Raw genomic sequence first — 19550 nt, 5'->3', positions numbered from 1 at the left:
ACCCTGAAGTGGAGCCCGTCTACACCGTCACTTCGGCGGCATGCCGTCCCGCCTCGCCGAAGACGCGCAGGTAGCGTTCGATCTCGGCCGGGTCGCCAGTCGCCTTGGCGGGATTGTCGGACAGCTTCACGGCGGGGCGGCCATCGGCTTCAACCACCTTGCACACCAGCGAGATCGGATCGAGCCCTTCGGTGGGGAATGGCGCGCAGCCGCGGAAGTCGTTGGTGAGGTTGGTACCCCAGCCGAAGCTCATCCGCACGCGGCCGTGGAAGTGGCGATAGGTCGCCTCTATGCTGTCGATGTCCATCCCGTCGGAGAAGATCAGCAGCTTCTCGCGCGGGTCGCGGCCCTTTTCCTGCCACCAGCGGATGATCTGTTCGCCGCCTTCGATGGGCGGGGCGCTGTCCGGGCGGAAGCCGGTCCAGTCCGCCACCCAGTCCGGCGCATTGCGCAGGAAGGCAGCGGTGCCGAAGGCATCGGGCAGGACGACCAGCAGGTTGCCGGCATAATGGTCCTGCCAGTCCTTCAGTACGCGATACGGCGTGGCGGCCAGTGCCGCGTCATCGGGGGCGAGTGCGGCCAGCACCATCGGCAGTTCGTGCGCATTGGTGCCGATCGCCTCCAGATCGGCGTCCATGGCCAGGAGCACGTTGGACGATCCGATGAAGCGCGATCCCAGCCCTTCCTTCAGCGCCTCCACGCACCAGCGTTGCCACAGGAAACCGTGACGGCGACGGGTGCCGAAGTCGGAGATCACAAGGTCCGGCAACTGGCTCAGCCTCTCCACCTTCTCCCACAGTTTCGCCTTGCCGCGGGCATAGAGCACGTCCAGCGCGAACCGTCCCTGTCCGCGCATCGCCGCGCGCGAGCGCAGTTCGTTGACGATGGCCAGCGCCGGGATTTCCCACATCATCGTGTGCGTCCAGGGGCCGTGGAAGCGCAGTTCGTATTGCCCATCCACCTTGCGCAATTCGTATTCGGGCAGCTGGAAGGTGCCGAGCCATGCGATGAAATCCGGGCTGAACATCTGCCGCTTGCCATAGAAGCTGTTGCCCGCCAGCCAGATCAGTTCCTTCTTGCCGAACCGCAGCGACCGCGCGTGGTCCAATTGCGCGCGCAGTTCGTCCTCGTCGATCACTTCGGCCAGGCGGACCGTCTTCGTGCGGTTGATCAGTTCGAACGTGGCGTGGACGTCCGGATAGAGATGGCGGACCATCTGCAGCATCAGCAGCTTGTAGAAATCGGTATCGAGCAGGCTGCGTACGATCGGATCGAGCCGCCAGTTGTGGTTGTAGGTGCGCGTGGCGATGTCGGTATAGACCATGGGTAACCTGTTCAGCCGGTAACGGTTGGGGAGGGGCGGAAGCGGAAGAGTTCGGCGGGGCGGAAGGAGGATCCGGTTTCGCGTTCGCCGGTAGCTTCCAGCCAGCCGCGATCGAGCATGCGGCGGCGGAAGGCGGGCTTATTGAGCGGCGTGCCCAGGATCGCCTCATGCACGTCCTGCAAGGCGCGAAGGGTAAAGCGTTCGGGCAGCAGCGCGAAAGCGATCGGCGAATAGTCGATCTTTCCGCGCAGGCGCTGGATTGCCAGATCGAGAATGGCGGCATGGTCGAATGCGAGTGGAAGCGGGCCGTCCTCTCCTGCCGCCGTCACGCCCTGCGGTGCGGGGGAGACCTGCGGTGTGGGGGAGAGGCGAGCCAGTGTCAGAGCTGGATCGCCCTTGAGCGCGGCGGCGAAGCAATCGGGCGGCAGCAGCGCGAAATAGGCGACCGCGATTACCCGCGTGCGCGGATCGCGGGCGGTGGCGCCGAAGGTATAGAGTTGCTCCATGTAGGCGCCGGCCATGTGCGCCTTGTCACCCAGCACGCGGCGGGCCGCATCGTCCAGGCTTTCATCGATGCGCACGAAGCCGCCGGGAAGCGCCCAGGATCCAGCGAAAGGCGCCTCCATGCGGCGCATCAGCAGCGCGGCGGGCACGCCGTCGATCACCGACATCAGCACAAGATCCACCGCGACCGAGGGACGATCGAAGGCGTCCTTGTCGAACGGGGAGGTGTCCATACTGGTCAGGCTTTCCGCCATCGCAACCGATCCGCCTTCTAGGCTTATATCCAAGATGCACTTTACTTATGTGCGTATAGAATATAAGTCAATGGGAGAGGCGGATGGAGATGTGCGATGGCCGGCTTCGTAATCGTGGTGGATATGCAGCGCGACTTCGTGATGGCATCGGGCGCCTTGCGGGTGCCCGATGCGGAGGCGATCGTCGATCCGATGCGACAATGGCTGGCCGCGCTCGATCCGGCGGAAACGGCGGGCGTGCTGATGACTTTCGACACGCATGTTCCCGAGCTCTACGCCGGTTCGTCGGAGGCGTCGCAGTTCCCCATCCATTGCGTTCGGGGCACGGACGGGTGGGAGAGCGTACTCGACCCGGCCGCCATCCCTGCGCAAATCCCGGTTTACCTGCTGGAAAAGGTTGTTTTTGACATGTGGCAGGAATCCGGGCTGCGCATCCGCCTGCTCAACGGCGGCGAAGACGTCGATCGGGACGACTTCTTTGCCCGGCTGGCCGGCCGGGGCGTCACGCGGGTGACGGTGGTCGGCGTCGCCGCCGACTTCTGCGTGCGCTGGGCGGCAGAAGGGCTGATCGCGCGCGGCTTCACCGTCGAATTGCCGGAGCGGCTGACGCGCGGCATCGTTCACGGGATCGATGCCGTGGCCGACGATCTCGCCACCAGAGGCGAAGTGCAACTGGTGGCCTAACCGGCTCCGCGTTCGGCCGCAATCAGGCCACCTTGAAGCTCGCCGCCTGATCCGCAAGGCGATCGACTTCCGCCGTCAGGCTACGCGCGGCGGCGGAGGCCTGTTCCACCATTGCGGCGTTCTGCTGGGTGGCAAGGTTCATGGCACCGATCGCGGACGTGACCTCGCTGACCGAGTTCGACGCGGCGGCATTCCCTTCCGCCACGCCGCCAAGCAGCGTGCGAACTTGCCCCATGTCCTGCGCAATGCCGACAAAGGCAGCGTCCACACTCTCCACTGCGGAAACGGCGGTGACGATGCCGGTGCGCGTGAGCGTAAGCTGTTCGCGCGCGCTGCGCGCCTCCTCTTCCGAACGGATTGCCAGCGCGGAGACCAGATCGGCCACCACTGCGAAGCCACGTCCTGCCTCGCCTGCCTGTCCGGCCTCCACGGCTGCGTTCATGGCGAGCACGCGGGTCTGGAAGGCGATCTTGTCCAGTCCCTCGATCACGCTGTCGATGTCTTGCGCGCTGTCAGCCACGCTGCGCATCGCGTTGACCGCACGCGCCGCAACGTCGCGGCCGTGATCGACCGTGGTCATGGCCTGATCCGCCCGCAGGACTGTGTTGGCCGCGGAGTTCGAGCCGGCGCGCAGGCGCTGGTCGATCTCCACCAGTGCGGCCGAACTCTGTTCCAGGCTGGCGGCGCTTGCCTCGGTGCGGCGCGCGAGGTCTTCGGATGCCTGCGCGATTTCGGAGGAGCCGCCGCGGATCGCATGGGTGCTAGCCGTGGCGGCGCCGATCAGGCCGCGCAGCCCGGTCAGTGCGGAGTTGTAGTTCACCCGCAGGCCTTCGTAGGATCCGGGGAATGCCTGCCCGATTTCGGCAGTCAGGTCGCCGGAGGACAGACGCTCCAGCCGCGCGGCAAGCGTTTCCACCACCTCGCGCTGCTGCCTGTCGGCCTGTTCCTTGGTCATGGCGGCGTCGCGGAATACCAGCAGGGCGCGGGCGATATTGCCGATCTCGTCCGGCCTTTCGGTATCGGCGATGGCAATGTCGTTCTGCCCGCGTGAGAGGCTGGCCATCGTTTCGGTGGCGGTTTCCAGCGGTTGGAACAGGCGCTTGGCCACGCGCATGCAGACGGCGGCGCAGAGGGCGGTGAGCACCAGCGCGATCAGCAGGATATTCCAGCCCAGCCGGTCCACTTGTGCGTAGAAGCTGTCCTTGGGGACGCCGACATAGAGTATGCCGATCACCTGACCCTGCGCATCGCGGATCGGGTCATATGCCGCGAAGTAGGGCTTGTCGAGAATGTGGGTTTCGCCGCGATAGGTCTCGCCGCGGCCCAGCACCGCCTCGCGCGCCGGGCCGGGATCGAGCCGGGTGCCGACCGCGCGGGTGCCATCGTCCTTCTTGACGTTGGTGGCGACGCGGGTGTCACCCGCAAAGATCGTCGCGGTGCCGCCGACAAGCGCCTTGATGCGGTCCACGGCGGCGTCGTTGCCGTCCAGCCGGGTGTCACCGGCGTAAAGCGCGCCGCCGCGCAGGCTGTAGCCCTTGCCTTGGCTTTCGAGCACGTTCCAGGCGACGCGCATGTTGGAATCGAGCTGTTCCGAGCCCTGCTTGCGGGCGCTGTCGACCAGCATGATGCGGGTGCCAACGAACAGGATGGCGGCCAGCAGTACCAGGGCGGTGACCGCCATCAGGGTGACTTTGGTCGACAGATACTGGCGGGAGATGAAGGCGTGAAGGCGGGTCATTTTGATGCAGATCCTGAGGGGGCTGGCAGGACGGGGCCGCGGGTCTTGGGGGTTTGGTGCTGATGCAATCGTTATAGGCCGCGCACGATCCCAATGGTTCGCAGGTGCAGCAAATTCACATGCCGAGAGGGTGTTTGCGGGGAGAAATTGGGTAAGCCGCTGAATGCTGGAGAACCCCGATCTCATTCTATCACGCTGTAAATAAGCACGTTTTTTGAGACGTTGCAGCGTCTGCGCGTTGTGCGCCATCGGCGAAATTTTCTTTTGGTCCAGTTGCATTGTGCGCCTGCAACCCGCCCCTCCCGCCCAGCCGCGATTCCCCCGCTTGACGCGATCCGATTCGCTCCGTAATTAGAATGCGTATTCCGGTTTTATAAAGGCGGGTCCGAAACAGGACGCCGCCCTGGAGGGAGAGAGAAATGAGACTGGCATTCGTGCTTCTTGCGACGTCCGCGCTGGCCGCTCCTGTGGCCGCCAATGCGCAGGCCGCTACTGGAGCCGCTTCGGGCGCACAGGCTGCCGACACGGCGCCGCAGCAGGAACAGGGCGGCTTCGGCGAGATCATCGTCACCGCCAACCGCACCGCATCGTCCGCGCAGGACACCCCGATTGCGCTCAACGTCTATTCGGGCGACGCCCTGCGCGATGCCGGCATCTCTTCGGTGCGCGATCTGGCGGCGATCGATCCCAGCGTGAACATCTCGCCCTCCGCCGGTGCGGCCTATGTCGCGATCCGCGGCATCGCCTCCACCGACGTGACCGAGATCGGCGATCCCTCGGTGCCCATCGCGCGCGACGGGTTCTACACCAACCGTCCTTTCTCGATTAATGCGTCGATGTACGACCTTGCCCGTATCGAGGTGCTGAAAGGCCCGCAGGGCACGCTGAACGGCCGCAATTCCACCGGCGGCCTGATCAGCATCATCACCAACCGCCCCACTTTCACCAATGGCGGCTACAGCACGGTCGAAGTCGGCAACTACAACGCCTTCACTGGCGAGATGGGCGCGAACGTCGCCATCAGCGATCACTTCGCGGTGCGCGCATCGGGCACCTTCATCACCCATGACGGCTATCGCAAGCTGGACGGCCCGGCCAAGGACGGTGACGACGAGGATTTCGCATCGGGCCGCCTGCAGGCACTATACCAGAACGGCGGGTTCTCGGCCTGGGTTTCCTACCAGCACGATTCCCGCAAGGTGAACGGCGATGCGCAGCTGAAGTCCACGCTGGGCGGGCCGAAGCCTTCGTTCAAGAATCTCGACCCGTTCCCCAACGATACGCTGACCTCCACCCGCCTCGAAGGCGACCGGGTGCGCTGGGAACTGGCCTATGAAACGCCGGGCAAGCTGAACTTCGTCTATGCCGGCGGCTATGACGAACAGCACTGGAAGAACGTGCTGGACGCCACCGGGCCCTCCTATCCGGCCAATCGCCAGTTCCGCCAGAGCGAGACGCCGAAGACCTGGAACCACGAATTCCGCATCAGCAACGATTCCGCATCGCGCCTGTTCTTCCAGGCCGGTTACTTCCGGTTCCAGGAAGACAACACGGTCGATTCCGGGCTCTACAATCTGGACATGACCGGCGATTTCGCCCCCGGCGGTCCGCTTGAGGCATTGGGCCAGCCCGATCAGTACGGCATCAAGTTCGACTACCGCATCAAGACCCGCTCGCAGGCGGTGTTCGGGCAGGTGGAATACGACCTGACCGACAAGCTGGAACTGAGCCTGGGCGGCCGCTACACGTGGGACAAGAAGACCCGCACCGGCCAGGCCGTGCTGTTCCTGCCCGCACTGGCCAGCCCCTTCGCCCCGGGCCTGACGCTGACCACGCCGGGTGACGGCAAGCTCAGCGAAAGCCAGCCGACCTGGCACGTGGGCCTGAACTATCGCCCCACGCCCGATACGCTGATCTATGCGAAGTACGATCGCGGCTACAAGTCGGGCGGCTTCAACTCGAACGGCAGCGCGGCTTCGGTGCCCTACGGCCCGGAAAAGCTGGACGCGTTCGAAATCGGCACCAAGAATTCGCTGATGGGCAACACCCTGCAGCTGAACGCAGACGTGTTCTATTCGAAGTACGATGGGTATCAGGCCTCGCAGACTTCCAGCGTGATCGATGGCGGCAGCGGCACCTTCAACGTCGGCAGCGCGGAGATCATTGGCGTCGAGGCGGAAGCCAAGGTGCTGGTGGCCGAACACACCCGCCTCGGCCTGAATGCGGCCTATCTGCACACCAAGTTCGGCGACGACATCGTGGTCAACGACGGCAATGGCGATCCGGTGGACATCAGCGGCAACCGCCTGCCGAACGCGCCCAGCTTCGTCGTTACCGGATCGATCGATCAGGACTTCGCCGTGGGCAGCGGCAAGGTGACCGCGCATGTGGACGGCAAATATTCGTCCAGCCTCTATTTCTCCGCCTTCAACCTGAAGGACGTGGAATCGGACGATTTCTTCCTGGCCAATGCCTCGCTCAGCTATGAGCCGGGTTCGGGCGGCTGGAAGATCCAGGCCTTCGTGCGCAACATCTTCGACAAGAACGTGCTGGCCTATGCACAGCAGAACTTCGTGTCGTTCACCGACAACTACCAGTTCCAGCCGCCGCGTACCTATGGCGTGCGGGCCAGCGTAAACTTCTGAGGCGTGAACTTCTGAGTTTCCGAACGATCCTGCGCGGAAGAGGGTGCATTTTCCTCCTCTAGTCCCCCTTGAGCGCGCAGGGCATCATCGTTCGGGACACCTTGAAAGGGAGCATGACCGTTAGGGCCATGCTCCCTTTTTTCTGTCAGCGGATCAGTCCAGCGCGCGGAACCGGATCGCCGCGCCGCCACCGGGGGCAAGGTTCAGGTCCAGCGAGTCCTTCGCCGTCACCACTTTGCGCGTGATAGTCAGCGCGTCCGGCTTGGTGCGGTAATCCGCGCCGGGGCCATCCGCATAGATCTGCGCCTCGTAACGGCGTCCGGGCGTCAGGAAGTCCAGCTTCTGGGGCAGCGTGCGCGCGGTCTCATCGGTGATCGCGCCGAGATACCAGTCCTTGCCGCCGCGCTGCTGGCGGGCGACCACGACATAGTCGCCGATCTTGCCCTGCAGGGTGCGGGTCACTTCCCAGTCGGTCGGCACGTCGCGGATGAACTGGAAGGCGCCGGGGTTCTTCTCGTAGTTCTCGGGCAAGTCCGCCGCCATCTGCACGGGGCTGTAGACCACGACATATTCGGCGAGTTGCACCGCCAGCGTCGACTGCACGCGGCGTGTCAGTTCGATGCCGCCACGGGTGATGTCGAATATGCCGGGGGTGAAGTCCATCGGGCCGCCCAGCAGGCGGGTGAAGGGCAGGATGGTCATGTGCTCGGGCGGATTGGTGGGATCGCCCCAGGCGTTGTATTCCTGCCCGCGCGCGCCTTCGCGGCTGATCCAGTTGGGGTAAGTGCGGCGCAGGCCGGTGTCTTTCACCGGCTCATGCGTGTCGATGGCGATATGGCGCTTGGCCGCGGCTTCGACCACGGCAAGATCGTGGCGGACCATGTACTGCCCGGCGAACCACTGCAGGCCGCCGTCGGCATCGACGATGTTGCCGCTGTGGCGGACATAACCGGTCTTCACCACGCCCACGTCGTGCGCCTTGTAGAGATCGAAGGCGGCGTCCATCTGGCGCGCGTAGTTCTCCACCGCGCCGCCGGTCTCATGGTGGCCGATCAGGCGCACGCCGCGCTGGCGGCCATAGGCGGCGATCGCGTCCATGTCGAAATCGGGATAGGCCTGGGTGAAGCTGAACTTGTCACCCTCCACCGTCCAATCACCGTCCCAGCCCTTGTTCCAGCCTTCGACCAGCACGCCGTCGAACCCGTACTTCGCGGCGAAATCCATGTAGCGTTCGACATTGGCGGTGTTGGCGCCGTGCTGCGGCCCGCTGGCCCAGGTCGTGCGCTTCAGGTGCATTTCCCACCAGACGCCGATGTATTTGCCCGGCTTGAACCACGAAACGTCGCCCAGCTTGTTGGGTTCGTTGAGGTTCAGTTCGATCCGGCTGTCGGCCAGCGTGCCGATGGAATCGGTGATCAGAATGGTGCGCCAGGGGGTGGAGAAGGGCCCCGTCTTCCACGCCAACGTGCCGTCGGGCCAGGGCATCAGGCGGGCGGAGAGCGTTCCCGCGCCGTCGCCTGCCAGCAACATGCTGGGCCAGTCTACCAGGGCAGCCTCATGGAAGGAGAGGTAAAGGCCGTCGTCGCGTTCCAGCGTCAGCGGCGTTTCGGCCGTGGTGATGCGGCGGGCGTCGGTGGAGGTGTAAAGGTACTCGTCCCGCTCCTGACCCAGCGCGGGGTACCACCAGGCGGTGTAATGGCCTTGAGGGCGGAACTGCGTGCCGTCGCTGACCACGGCGACCTTTTGGCCAGCGGGCACGTCCTTATAGTCGTAGCGCAGGCCGATGCCTTCATCGAAGATCCGGAACGTCACGCCCACGTGGCGGTTGAGCGCGGTGTCGCCGGTGAGCGTAAGCCCCAGTTCCGAGTGGTTGTCCCGGATCAGGCGTTCTTCGCCCCACGGCTGCTCCCAACTGGTGTCCACAGTGCCGGTGCGGACATCCGACAGCGCGGAGTAGCGCACCGGTGCCTCGCCCGCGAAGCCAAGGCCCAGCGTGGCGGGGGCGAGCACTTGCTGGCCCCGGCGCGATACTTCGTAAGTCGCGCGACCGTCACGCACTTCGACGCAGACTTCCAGTACTTTGCCCGGCGACTGCGCACAGGCGCGCTGCTGCGCTTCGGCGGCAAGAGGGGCCGAAAGGGGCACGGCGAGCGCGCTGAGGAGTAACGCGGTGCGCAGGATCATCGGGGTTCCATTTTCCATTGTTGAAAGGGGGTCAGATGGCGGCAGGTGCGGCAGGGGGCAGGCACCGGCCATGGTCGGGTTGCGCCACAACGGCGTCGCGGATGAAGCGGAGCATGGTGCGCAGCCCATCGCGCAATTGTGCAGGATCGAGCCGGTCTGCTGCGGGTGGCCATGTCTCGGGCGTCAGGCCAAGGCCGGTGAACATCGCGCGCCAGCTGTCTTCGGAGAAACTTTCGTCCTCACGCGGGGCGATCTCCCCCCGCGCGCGGAACAGGGCCACGCGGTGAGAGAGGTCGGCGGAGACCGGCACGGCGCGGCCTTGTTCCCAGAAGTTGCCGGGCCACGGTGCCAGCGCGCGGAAGGCATGCTGGAAATCGCGGATCCGGGCGAAGGAGGAGGCCATGATGCGGTTGTATTCGGCCCGCTCGGCCGCGAAGCCGTCCCCCGTCGGCAGTAGCGAGAGGAAATGGACGAGCCCGAGTTGCAGGGCGTGCAGGTCTACATCGTGGAAATGGTCGAAGGTTTCGGCCGCGCGGCCCATGGCGATGCAGTTGGCGAGCCATGGTTCCTCGAACCGCACGCCGTCCTGCGCGTGGAAGGAGACGCTCTCCAGCCTTGCGCAGCCGGCCAGGCGGGTGGCGGCGTCTAGCGCAGCGCCGTCGTCCTCATCGGCGTCGAAGACATATTCGGCCGCGCTCGCGGTGCGGGTGGGCTTCAGGCGCAGCCAACCTTCAGGCCCGGCGCGCAGTTCCGCAAATGCCGGAATGCGCGTGAAGGGCGGCGCTAGCGCGGTGAGCATCCGCGTGGCCGGGGCGTCCGCCGCGATCCGCCGAGCGAACGGTAGGTGGCGCAGCAGCACCGCATCCTGCGTGAGATCGATGAACAGGTCGCCCGCGATGCATTGGCCGTCATCCAGCCGAACGGCGGCGATCATTTCCCGGTCTTCGGTCAGCACCGGATCGACCTTGCTGGCGGTGTGGACCGTCAGTTCGCCAAGATGCGCGCGCAGCAGGGCGGCGTAAGCGCGCGCGGGCAAGTGATAGCCATAGTCGCAGCGGCCGAACCGCGCGCTTTCGGCGCTCGGCAGCATCAGCCGGCCATTGGTGGCAGCGATGGCGCTGGGGCAGAATTGCTGCAGATCGGCATCGAGCCCATCGGCCCGCGCGCGGAGCCACTGCGCGAAGAAGGCGTGGCCCTCTATCGGTGCGCCATAGGCGGCCCAGGCATGGAAGAACGGCCGCGAACCGGGGCCAACCACGTTCTGCCCGGCCGAATAAGTGCCGCCCGTGGCGGCGAGCAACCTGCCTTCGTCCAGCCCGATGCGCGCGTGCAGCGCTTCCAGCGGCGGCTGCGTGGCATGGACTTTCGCCGCGCCGTCCCGGTTGGGGAGGGCGATCAGGGTGAGGTCCATCAAACCCGGCGGCAGCGCGCGGCGCAGCACGGCGGCGGCGAGCCACAGGGGGGCATCGTGACCGACGAGTACCAGACGCTTCATGCGGGCAGTCCTTCGCGGGCCGGCGCGGCGTTGCAGTAATCGCGCACGAAGCGGGCGTGGTCGGGCATAGCGGCGACGCCAATGGCAATCCGCGCGCGCAGATCGTCGAGCCGGGCGGTGAGGGCATCGGCCGGAATGGTCTGCGCCAGTGGATCGAACGCCTCCGGCTCGATGCCTTGGCCCATCAGCACCGAAAGCCAGCTATCGCGGGAGAACAGGCCGTGGCGATAGTCGGGCAGGGTCGCGCGTCTGCGAAACAGGTCCAGTTTGTGCACCAGCGTGTCGGGCAGTTCCATGGCGCGGACATGGTCCCACAGCGGCTCACCGAAGCGGCGGTTGGCGGTGTAGTGGAGGATCAGGAAATCGCGGATACGCGCATATTGCAGGTCGGAGAGGCGGTTGAATTCCCCGACGAGCGCGGGATCCGTGCATCCGGGGCTGCGCGGCATCAGCCGGGCAAGGTCGGTGACGGCGGCTTGGATCAGGAAGATGCTGGTCGATTCCAGCGGCTCCAGAAAACCGCCCGCCAGCCCGATCGCCACGCAGTTGCCGGCCCACGTCCGCAGGCGTCGGCCGGGGGCAAAGCGCAGCAGGCGCGGTTCGGCCAAGGGCTCTGCCTCCAGCCCGGCGAGCAGGGCCTCGCGCGCGGCGTCTTCGTCGATGTAGCGGCTGGAAAAGACATAGCCGTTACCGACGCGGTGCTGCAGCGGAATGCGCCAGGTCCAGCCCGCCAGCCGCGCGGTGGCGCGGGTATAGGGCAGGAACGCCTCGCCATGCGCGCTGGGCACGGCGAAGGCCCGGTCGCAAGGCAGCCAGTGCGACCAGTCTTCCCACTCCACGCCGAACTCACCCCCCAGCAGCAGCGAGCGAAAGCCCGAGCAGTCGAGGAAGAAATCGCCTTCGATGCGCTGGCCTGAGGCTAGGGTGAGCGCGCGCAGGTCGCCGCTGTCGCCGTCGCGCTCGGCGGCGCACATGCGGCCTTCGATGCGTGTCACGCCTTGGCCAATGGCCCAGTCGCGCAAGTATCCGGCATAGAGCGCGGCGTCGAAGTGATAGGCGTAGCTGAAGGTCGATGCGATCGCGCGCGGATCAGGATCAGGCATGGCGCAGCGGTTTGCCCGCGCGGCCATGACGGCGAAGGAATAGGCCTCCAGCGAGCCGGGATCGCGGCCCAGTTCTTTGGCTCTCAGCCAGTGATGCTGGAAGGCGATCCCGCCCCATGGCTCTCCGAAAGTGCCGAAGGGGTGGATGTAGCTCGATCCGGGCCGGTCCCAGTCGCGGAATTCGATTCCCAGCTTGAACGTCGCCTGCGTGGCGCGCAGCACTTCGGCTTCGTTCAGCCCCAGCATGTCGTTGAATTGCTTGATATGCGGCAGCGTCGCTTCGCCGACGCCGACCGTGCCGATCTCGTCCGATTCGATCAGTGTGATCGTGTAGTCGTTCGCGGGAAGCTGGCTTGCGAGACCCGCTGCCGCCATCCATCCGGCCGTGCCGCCGCCGAGGATGACGACCCGAAGAGGCCCCGCCGGCTGCCGATCCTGTGTTTTCGTGTTCACGCGGTCCTCCCGTCAGGAAAGGGGCCGCGCCGCCGAAGGGTTCGGTCAGCGGCGCGGCAGGGAGAGCCCTTCAGTATTTCAGGCGAAGGCCAAGCTGGAAGCGGCGGTCCACGCGGCTCCAGTTGGCATCGCGGTAGACCGCCTTGGCGCCCGGCGTCTGCGGGGAGTCCCCGAAGATCTGCTGCTGGTAGATCGACTTGGTGCCCAGCAGATTGGACCCTTCCAGCGAGATTTCGGCAAAGTCGGTAACCGACCAGCGGATCGACCCGTCAAGGAAGCCGGCGGACTTCTGGAACACCGGCAACCCGATGCAGCAGTCGAGGTTCTGCGTGAGGTAGCGAGAGCGCCAGTTGTAGGCGAGGCGGAAGCCGAACGGACCGTATTCGTAGAGGCCCACCACGTTGAACGTATTCTTCGAGATGCCGGCCAGGCGGTGCGAGTCGATCACCGAACCGGTGCCGCCAAGCGCCTGCTGCCCCGCGCCGAAGGCGCCCACGTCGCCGCTGGACGATGCGGTGATCAGGTTGGAGTTGCTGATGCCAGACTGGCTTACGTAGGTATAGTTGATCTGCGTGCCCAACCCCTTCAGCGCGCCCGGCAGGAAGGTGAAGAAGGTCTGGAATGCAGCCTCGAACCCCTTCAGCTTGCCGCCGCCCTTCGAATTCTGCGGGCCGATGATCTGCACTTCCTGCGTGGATGTGCCGTTGGTGATCTCCCGGTCGAACTGGCCGTAGGTGATATAGTTGTTCAGCTTCTTATAGAATGCCGTGAACGTGAACGAGGTCGTCGATCCGGCATAGTGTTCGAACGAGATGTCGAACTGGTCGGCCGAAACCGGCTTCAGCGCGGCATTGCCCGAATTGGCGCGAAACACGAAGTTGTAGCCAACGACGTTCGCCGCGATCGGCTCCGCATTGGGCGAATTGAGCACCACATAGGGCGAATCCGGCCCGGTGTTCAGGATCGGCGCATTGATCGCCACGGTATCGCGCAGCAGGCCGAAGTCCGGACGCGAGATCGCCTTGGAATAGGCGAAGCGCACGAAGTTGCGGGTATCCAGCCCCAGACGCAGGTTGACGCTGGGCAGCCAGTCGGTGTGCGAACCGGTATAGGTGTCTTCCTGAACCGCGCCGTTGGCGAAGTTGCGGACATCGTCCGTCAGGTAGCAGCTGGGATTGACGATATCGGTGCCCGAAAGCGGCGTGCCGCAGGGCTGCAGATTGTCGAAGATGTTGGACTGCGGGAAAGCGACGCTGCCTTCGCTGCGGGTCTTGGTATTGACCACGCGCAGGCCGATGTTGCCGGTCACGTTGATGCCGCCGATGTACTTGTCGTCCCCGCCGAAGCGGAGCATCGCGTAACCGGCCCAGGTCTTTTCGCGCACCTTCATCACTTCACCCGGCGTGAAGCATTCGTCCACGGTCGCTTCCGGACGGTCGCAGATGCCGGTGTAACCGGTGCCCAGCGGCGAATGGGTCTGCGCGCCGCCCAGCGAGTTTATCAGGCGGTCGTAATCGTTAAGCGTGCTGCGGTTGAGGTAGACCAACTGGCCGTTGGGGTAGGTCCCGCCCGAATAGAACTTGCCCAGGCTGTAGGATTCCCAGATCCCGTCGCCGTATCCGGCGAAATCGGGATGGCCCGCGTTACCGGCGCAGTTGCCGGTATTGGTGGGATAGGCGCCGCCAGTGGTATTGTCGGCATTGAAACCGGGGCCGTTGCAGTTCCACGGCGCCGCGATCGAGGTCCAGTTGAAGGTCGAATAGCGCACCGTCTGGTTGCGGTTCGAATAGCGCACGCCGACCGAAAGCGAGTCCAGCCAGCTGCCATCGGCGAACTTGTATTCGGCATCGGCGCGGGTGGCGAATTCCTTGGCGTCGTTATCCTCGACATGGCCCTGGATGAACGGGATCCAGTAGTTGTGCGGATTGGCAAGTCCGCCCGACGCGTAGTTGACGTTGTCGCCCGGCAGCAGGGAAACCTGCGGGGTGCCGTCCTTGTTCACGCTGTAATCGAAGTTGGCCATCGACCCGGTCGCGACCAGGATGTCGTTGTTGTAGGTGGAGGCATCGATGTACTGCGCGTCGGCGCTGAAGCGCAGCCGGTCGTTCGCCTGCCAGTCGATGTGCGCGGAAAGGTCCTTGGTGCCTTCCGAGTGGTTGAACTTGCGCGCCTCGTTCTGGAAATACATGCCGTCGCGCAAGGTGGAACAATTCGCACCGGCACCGCAGTAATTGACGAAGGGCACTCCGGGGATAGCCGAGCCGGCGTTGAGCGCCGCTTCGAGGCTGTCGTAGGAGCCGGAGAAGCTGCCGTGCGGCTGCGTCAGGATGCCCGATTGCAGCATTCCGTTCGATCCGAACACCAACGGTGAAGTGCCGTCCGCGGCGCCGAGGATGGTGCTGGTGCGCGGATTGAAGGCGGCCGTGCCGAAGTAGTTGCCGTCCAGAATGACGTGGCTGGCGCGTTCGTACCAGGCGTTCTTGTACTTGGAATCGAGGTACTGCACGGTGGCATGCACATCGCCGCCCGGGCTTTCGTACTGTGCGGCAAGGGCAAGGCCATGGCGCTTGCGGTCGTAATCGACCTGCGAATAGCGCACTCCGTCGGGCGCATAGGCCCAGCCCGTGCCGCCGAACGGGTTGCCGGTGCAGGCCACACTGCCGTCCGAATTGACGATCCCTGCGTCCTTGGTGCCGAAGCCCGAAGTGCAGTAAGTATCGATCTTGTCCATGATCACGCTTTCCGTGCGCGTGATCACGTGGCTCCAGGCATAGTCCGCCAGCAGGCCGAAGCGGCCCATGTCGGTATCCCAGGTGTTGCTGATGAGGCCGGAGAACTCCGGCGTAACCTTCTGCGACAGGGTGCCGTAGTTCAGCTTGGCGACGCCGGTGACCAGCAGGCCCTTCTGATCGAACGGCAGGCGGGTGCGCAAGTTGACGGTGCCGGCGATGCCGCCTTCGATCATGTCCGCCGTCTGGTTCTTGTAGGCGTCGATGCCGGCAAGCAGTTCTGGCGAAACGTCGTTGAATTGCAGCCCGCGCGCGGAGTCTGCGGAGAAGCTGTCACGCCCGTTGAATTCGGTGCGCACCATCGGCAACCCGCGGATCAGCACGCTGGTCGGCTCGCCCGAGGGGTGGGTGCTGTCGTCGGCCGACTGCAGGCGGTTCACCGTGATGCCGGGGATGCGCTGAAGCGCTTCGGCCGCGGACTTGTCCGGAAAGGCGCCGATGTCGGTCGCGGTGATGGAATCGACGAAGGTGTCGGCGTTCTTCTTGATCTGCTGCGATGTTTCCAGCGCACTGCGCACGCCGGTGACGATGATGGCATTGCCGTCATTGCCGTTCGCGTCGCTGTCGGTGGGTGCGGCAACCTGGGCGCCGGCCTGATCCTGGGCCTGTGCGTTAGTTGCGCTGAAAAGCAGTGCCGTGGCCGATGCGCCGCACGCGAGCGCACGCTTCGTCTGCTGCAGACTGAGCATATTTCCTCCCCATTGTCTTGCCGGGCTTGTTCCGGTCTGGTTGCAACATTTGCGCAATTTTGCGCAACGTGCAAGAGGGAAAATAGCCGAATAATCTAAGGTATTTGCGAATCTTTTCGAGGATAGTGGCGGTGCTTATGCAAAACTTTGCATAAATCGTCATGCAAAGTTTTGCATAACTCGAAGGATCCCTAAGCCGGGGCGGGTGCCACGCCGTCTGCGGTTTTCGGAAGCAACAGGCTGCTGGCCGCGGCAAGGGCCATGGCGACGGTCGCCACCACCAGCATCAGGTCGGCGCGGCCGCCAAGCAGGTTATCGACCACCAGCCCAAGGCAAGCCGCGCCGCACAGCTGTGGCAGCACCAGGAACACGTTGTGGATGCCCATGTAGACGCCGACTTTGGCAGCGGGGGCGGATTCGGCGACGATCACGTAAGGCGCCGCCAGTATCGATGCCCAGGCCACGCCGATGGCGAAAGCCGGCATCCACAACATGCCGGGGCCATTGACCAGCAGCAGCCCGGCAATGCCCATTGCCCCGGTAGCCAGGCAGGCCCCGTGGATCAGTCTGAGGCCAAGGGCGCGGACCAGCAGCGGAAAGCCCAGCGCCACCAAGGCCGCCGTCCCGTCATAAAGCGCCGCCAGCACGCCCACCCAGTCCGCGCTGGCGGCATAGGCGGCCGAACGCGGGTCGCTGGTGCCGAAGTGGCGCAGGGCTATCGCCGGCACCGAATAGACCCAGACGATGAACAGCGCGAACCACGTGAGGAACTGCGTGATCGCCAGCCGACGCATCGCCTGTGGCATTGCGGCAATGTCATCCAGGATCACCAGCACCCCGCGATTCCGGCTGTGGTTCCTGTCCTCCTTTGCCATCCTTGCCAATCGTGCGCGGAAAAAGCGCAGAATGCCGAAGCCGCCGATCACCGCCGCCAGCAGAAAGGCCTCCCGCCGCAGTGGTGCCAGCGCAGCAGTTACCGCGATGACAATGGCGAATCCGATTGAGGCAAGTCCGGCATGACCGCCTTCGTCGGCATCCGGCAAGGCTTGCGAAGGAGGCGTCGGTGAAGCGGCCGGGTGCGCGGGTGTCGCTACCGGTTGTTCACGGGTGCGAAGCAGGGCCCAGCCCACCGTCAGGATGACCGCCAGCGCACTCAATTCGAAAGCCAGTTCCACCGAACGGGGCAGTCCGTCCTCGGCCGTTCCGGAAACGCCGAAAAGGTTCACCAGCACCCAGGGCAGCGTCGATGCGAAAACCGCGCCGGCGCCGATGAACAGCACTTGCATCGAAAAGCCCAGCGCACGTTCGTCGGCGGTCAGCTGATCCGCCGCCAGCGCGCGCAAGGGATGCATCAGCAGGTTGACGGAGGCGGTCAACATCCACAGCCCCGCGATGGCCATGGGCAGGCTGGTGGCATGGCCCATCACCAGCAGGGCGATCACCGTGAGCACGCAGCCGACGGCCATGAAGGGCCGGCGGCGGCCCCATTGGCCTGCCCAGCGGCTCCAGCGCCCGGCATCCACGCCGCCCAGCCGATCGCTGAAGTGGCCGACCACCGGCTGCACCAGCATCCCGGTAATGGGCGCGGCGATCCACAGCAGCGGCAGGTCAGACAAGTCCGCGCCAAGGCTCTGGAAAATGCGGCTTGTATTGACGTTCTGCAGCCCCCAGACCACTTGCACGCCGAACAGGCCGACGCTCATGTCCAGAATTCTGGCCTTACCCCAGTTTCCGGCACTGTCCCGGATTTCGACGGCGTCCGGTTTTACCGGTACGCGCGCACGATCAGGATCGGTCATCTTGCAATCCTCCCCGTGTCATGCGCTACAGGATGTCGAAACGATTTGGTATGGGCGAGGCTGAATGACACTTGGGAATGCCCGGAAAACGACATTGGAGGATCTGGCACGGCTGGCCGGCGTTTCGGTGTCCACCGTGTCGCGCGCACTCAACGACCAGCCGCTCATCAGTTCGCGCACCAAGCAGCGCATCTGGGCCCTTGCCCACGAGCATGACTATCCGTTCCGCATGTCCATGCCGGCCGCGCCCATCGGGTCGGAAGGCAGCATCGTTGTCGTCACGCCCCATGCCCATGGCCGTCCGCTGCCGCTTTCGCACCCGTTCTTCCTCGAATTGCTGGCCAGCATAGGTGAGGCAGCGCGCGCGCGCGGATGCGATTTCACCGTCAGCCATGTTTCGCCGGGCAGTTACGAGGATCTGGTCATCGCCAGCACCACCAGCCGGGCGACGGGCGCGATCTTCCTGGGGCAGGGTGAGTTGCACGAAGCCTTCAACCGGCTGGCGGACAGCAACCATCCTTTCGTCGTCTGGGGCGCAGAGCTTCCGGGCCAGCGCTATCGCTCGATCGGGTCGGACAATCTGTTCGGCGGGCGCCGCGCGACCAGTCACTTGGTGCGGCTGGGCCGCCGCCGCATCGTCTTCGTGGGCGGCACCGATCCCGAGGCGGAGCAGCGCCGGCGCGGCTATGTGCAAGCGCTGGAGGAGGCCGGGGCCGATGTCGATCCCCGGCTGATGGTCACGGTGGAGTTCGAACTGGACCACGCCGATGCCGCCGTCAGTCACCTGATCGAGGATGGGATTGCCTTCGACGGCATTGTTGCCTCCAGCGACCTGCTGGCGCTGGGGGCAATTCAGGCGCTCAAGCGCGCGGGGCTGGATACCCCGCGCGATGTCGCAGTGGTCGGCTATGACGACATGCTGCTCAGCCGCCTCAGCACGCCCAAGCTGACCACGATCCGCCAGGATACCCAGCTTGCCGGGCGGCGGCTGGTGTCCAGCGTGTTCGATTCGCGCCCGCGCATGGCGGTGGATCGCCTGCCGACCGAACTTGTGATCCGCGAATCGTGCGGGGGGTGAGGGCCTGATCGCGGCGAAAGGCAGGCCCTCGCCAAGACTTCAAAGGTCGGTGGTCAGATAGGCCAGGCACATCCGGCCCAGTTCTATCTTCAGTTCCTTCCAGTCCTGCGGGTGTACCGACTCGCCGGTCGAACCGAGGCTCAGCTGCCGGGCCAGAGTGGCGAAGATGATCTGGTAGGCGGCATTGGCCTTGCGCTCCTGATCGGATCCGCCGAACTGGTCGCGATATTCCAGCATGGCCCCGATGCCCAGCGCGGCAGCGCGGTTGGCGCTTTCGCGGCCGGGTGCGGCCACCAGCGGGTCGAACGCGGCGCGGGCCATGCTCTGGCGCAGCAGCGGCGCTTCCTCGCGCAGCAGTTCGGCGTAGTTTTCGACGAAAGCGGGAACGACCGTTGCGAGCGAACTGGACTGCGCGCGCACCCGCTCCATCATCTCATTTTCGCGTTCTTCCATACGCTTGAGATGGTTGCCGATCACCGCGCGGACGAGGTTCTCCTTGCTTTCGAACCGCAAGTAGATCGATCCGATCGAGACATTGCCGGTCTGGCTAACCTCCTGAAGCGTGAACTCCTCGCTCCCCCGTTCCAGCATCAGCTTTTCGGCGGCCGTGACCATGCGTTCGAGCGAGGCCTTGCTGCGCCCCTGCTGCGGCGTGCGGCTGACGGAATCGACGGCCAGCTCTTTTTTGGCGGCCTTGGGTTTTGAGCGTGTTGACATGGCAGCAACAAACAGCCTATCGAAATACGAACGTCAATTCTAATTCAGTCCTGTTTCAAACAAACCGCACGCCATCGCGGCGGCGGCAATGCCC

The 19550-nt window shown here is 64.9% G+C and carries 12 protein-coding genes; 3 read left to right on the top strand and 9 right to left on the bottom strand.

Translation table 11 applies throughout. The features are described from left to right. Window positions 1-19: 19 nt before the first annotated feature. Both pncB and ACZ1JC_RS02460 read right to left on the bottom strand, forming a co-directional pair. The gene (gene pncB, locus ACZ1JC_RS02465; protein ID WP_465139485.1) at window positions 20-1324 is read right to left on the bottom strand and encodes a nicotinate phosphoribosyltransferase; all 1305 of its coding nucleotides are present in this window, start codon (window positions 1322-1324) and stop codon (window positions 20-22) included. Window positions 1325-1335: 11 nt separating this feature from the next. Further along, the gene (locus tag ACZ1JC_RS02460) at window positions 1336-2115 is read right to left on the bottom strand and encodes an NUDIX hydrolase (RefSeq protein ID WP_465139486.1); all 780 of its coding nucleotides are present in this window, start codon (window positions 2113-2115) and stop codon (window positions 1336-1338) included. 63 nt (window positions 2116-2178) lie between these two features. Between ACZ1JC_RS02460 and ACZ1JC_RS02455 the strand changes: the two genes are divergently transcribed. Next, complete coding sequence (locus ACZ1JC_RS02455) at window positions 2179-2766, top strand: cysteine hydrolase family protein (protein ID WP_465139487.1); 588 nt, start codon at window positions 2179-2181, stop codon at window positions 2764-2766. A 22-nt stretch (window positions 2767-2788) separates the two neighbouring features. Here the strand turns inward: ACZ1JC_RS02455 and ACZ1JC_RS02450 are convergent, their stop codons facing one another. Then, on the bottom strand, window positions 2789-4504 hold the full coding sequence (locus ACZ1JC_RS02450; RefSeq protein WP_465139488.1) for a methyl-accepting chemotaxis protein: 1716 nt from the start codon (window positions 4502-4504) through the stop codon (window positions 2789-2791). Between the two features lie 419 nt (window positions 4505-4923). On the opposite strand from ACZ1JC_RS02450, the gene ACZ1JC_RS02445 reads away from it, so the two are divergent. Next, window positions 4924-7149: a TonB-dependent receptor gene (locus ACZ1JC_RS02445; protein WP_465139489.1), complete on the top strand. Its 2226-nt coding sequence runs from the start codon at window positions 4924-4926 to the stop codon at window positions 7147-7149. Between the two features lie 153 nt (window positions 7150-7302). Here ACZ1JC_RS02445 and ACZ1JC_RS02440 read toward each other — a convergent pair whose 3' ends face one another. The 5 genes from ACZ1JC_RS02440 to ACZ1JC_RS02420 all read right to left on the bottom strand — a co-directional run bounded on the left by ACZ1JC_RS02440 (window position 7303) and on the right by ACZ1JC_RS02420 (window position 17661). Further along, window positions 7303-9333, bottom strand: a complete 2031-nt coding sequence (locus tag ACZ1JC_RS02440) for a glycoside hydrolase family 97 protein (RefSeq protein ID WP_465139490.1) — start codon at window positions 9331-9333, stop codon at window positions 7303-7305. 31 nt (window positions 9334-9364) lie between these two features. Continuing rightward, a complete protein-coding gene (locus tag ACZ1JC_RS02435) occupies window positions 9365-10828 on the bottom strand; it encodes a tryptophan 7-halogenase (protein WP_465139491.1) in 1464 nt (487 codons plus the stop codon). Then, window positions 10825-12384 carry a tryptophan halogenase family protein gene (locus tag ACZ1JC_RS02430; protein ID WP_465139492.1) on the bottom strand — a complete coding sequence of 520 codons (1560 nt, stop codon included), beginning with the start codon at window positions 12382-12384 and terminating at the stop codon, window positions 10825-10827. The genes ACZ1JC_RS02435 and ACZ1JC_RS02430 overlap by 4 nt, the downstream gene beginning before the upstream one ends. A gap of 70 nt (window positions 12385-12454) precedes the next feature. After that, the gene (locus ACZ1JC_RS02425) at window positions 12455-15862 is read right to left on the bottom strand and encodes a TonB-dependent receptor (RefSeq protein ID WP_465139493.1); all 3408 of its coding nucleotides are present in this window, start codon (window positions 15860-15862) and stop codon (window positions 12455-12457) included. A 191-nt stretch (window positions 15863-16053) separates the two neighbouring features. Then, window positions 16054-17661, bottom strand: coding sequence for an MFS transporter (locus ACZ1JC_RS02420; RefSeq protein ID WP_465139494.1), 1608 nt, complete (start codon window positions 17659-17661; stop codon window positions 16054-16056). Between the two features lie 64 nt (window positions 17662-17725). Between ACZ1JC_RS02420 and ACZ1JC_RS02415 the strand changes: the two genes are divergently transcribed. Then, the gene (locus tag ACZ1JC_RS02415; RefSeq protein WP_465139495.1) at window positions 17726-18739 is read left to right on the top strand and encodes a LacI family DNA-binding transcriptional regulator; all 1014 of its coding nucleotides are present in this window, start codon (window positions 17726-17728) and stop codon (window positions 18737-18739) included. Between the two features lie 39 nt (window positions 18740-18778). On the opposite strand, the gene ACZ1JC_RS02410 is transcribed toward ACZ1JC_RS02415, so the two are convergent. After that, window positions 18779-19456 (bottom strand): TetR/AcrR family transcriptional regulator, encoded by a 678-nt coding sequence (locus tag ACZ1JC_RS02410; protein ID WP_465139496.1) that lies wholly within the window; start codon window positions 19454-19456, stop codon window positions 18779-18781. Between the last annotated feature and the right edge of the window lie 94 nt (window positions 19457-19550).

Source organism: Sphingomonas sp. BL-S-28 (assembly GCF_055521515.1).
Note: the sequence above shows the minus strand (reverse complement) of the source record. Positions and strands in the feature narration are given on the sequence as shown.

Excerpts from the sequence above, each read along its gene's own strand:
- pncB (WP_465139485.1), bottom strand. The coding sequence starts at position 1,324 with ATGGTCTATACCGACATCGCCACGCGCACCTACAACCACAACTGGCGG.
- ACZ1JC_RS02455 (WP_465139487.1), top strand. The coding sequence starts at position 2,179 with ATGGCCGGCTTCGTAATCGTGGTGGATATGCAGCGCGACTTCGTGATG.
- ACZ1JC_RS02450 (WP_465139488.1), bottom strand. The coding sequence starts at position 4,504 with ATGACCCGCCTTCACGCCTTCATCTCCCGCCAGTATCTGTCGACCAAA.
- ACZ1JC_RS02445 (WP_465139489.1), top strand. The coding sequence starts at position 4,924 with ATGAGACTGGCATTCGTGCTTCTTGCGACGTCCGCGCTGGCCGCTCCT.
- ACZ1JC_RS02440 (WP_465139490.1), bottom strand. The coding sequence starts at position 9,333 with ATGATCCTGCGCACCGCGTTACTCCTCAGCGCGCTCGCCGTGCCCCTT.
- ACZ1JC_RS02435 (WP_465139491.1), bottom strand. The coding sequence starts at position 10,828 with ATGAAGCGTCTGGTACTCGTCGGTCACGATGCCCCCCTGTGGCTCGCC.
- ACZ1JC_RS02425 (WP_465139493.1), bottom strand. The coding sequence starts at position 15,862 with ATGCTCAGTCTGCAGCAGACGAAGCGTGCGCTCGCGTGCGGCGCATCG.
- ACZ1JC_RS02420 (WP_465139494.1), bottom strand. The coding sequence starts at position 17,661 with ATGACCGATCCTGATCGTGCGCGCGTACCGGTAAAACCGGACGCCGTC.
- ACZ1JC_RS02415 (WP_465139495.1), top strand. The coding sequence starts at position 17,726 with ATGACACTTGGGAATGCCCGGAAAACGACATTGGAGGATCTGGCACGG.
- ACZ1JC_RS02410 (WP_465139496.1), bottom strand. The coding sequence starts at position 19,456 with ATGTCAACACGCTCAAAACCCAAGGCCGCCAAAAAAGAGCTGGCCGTC.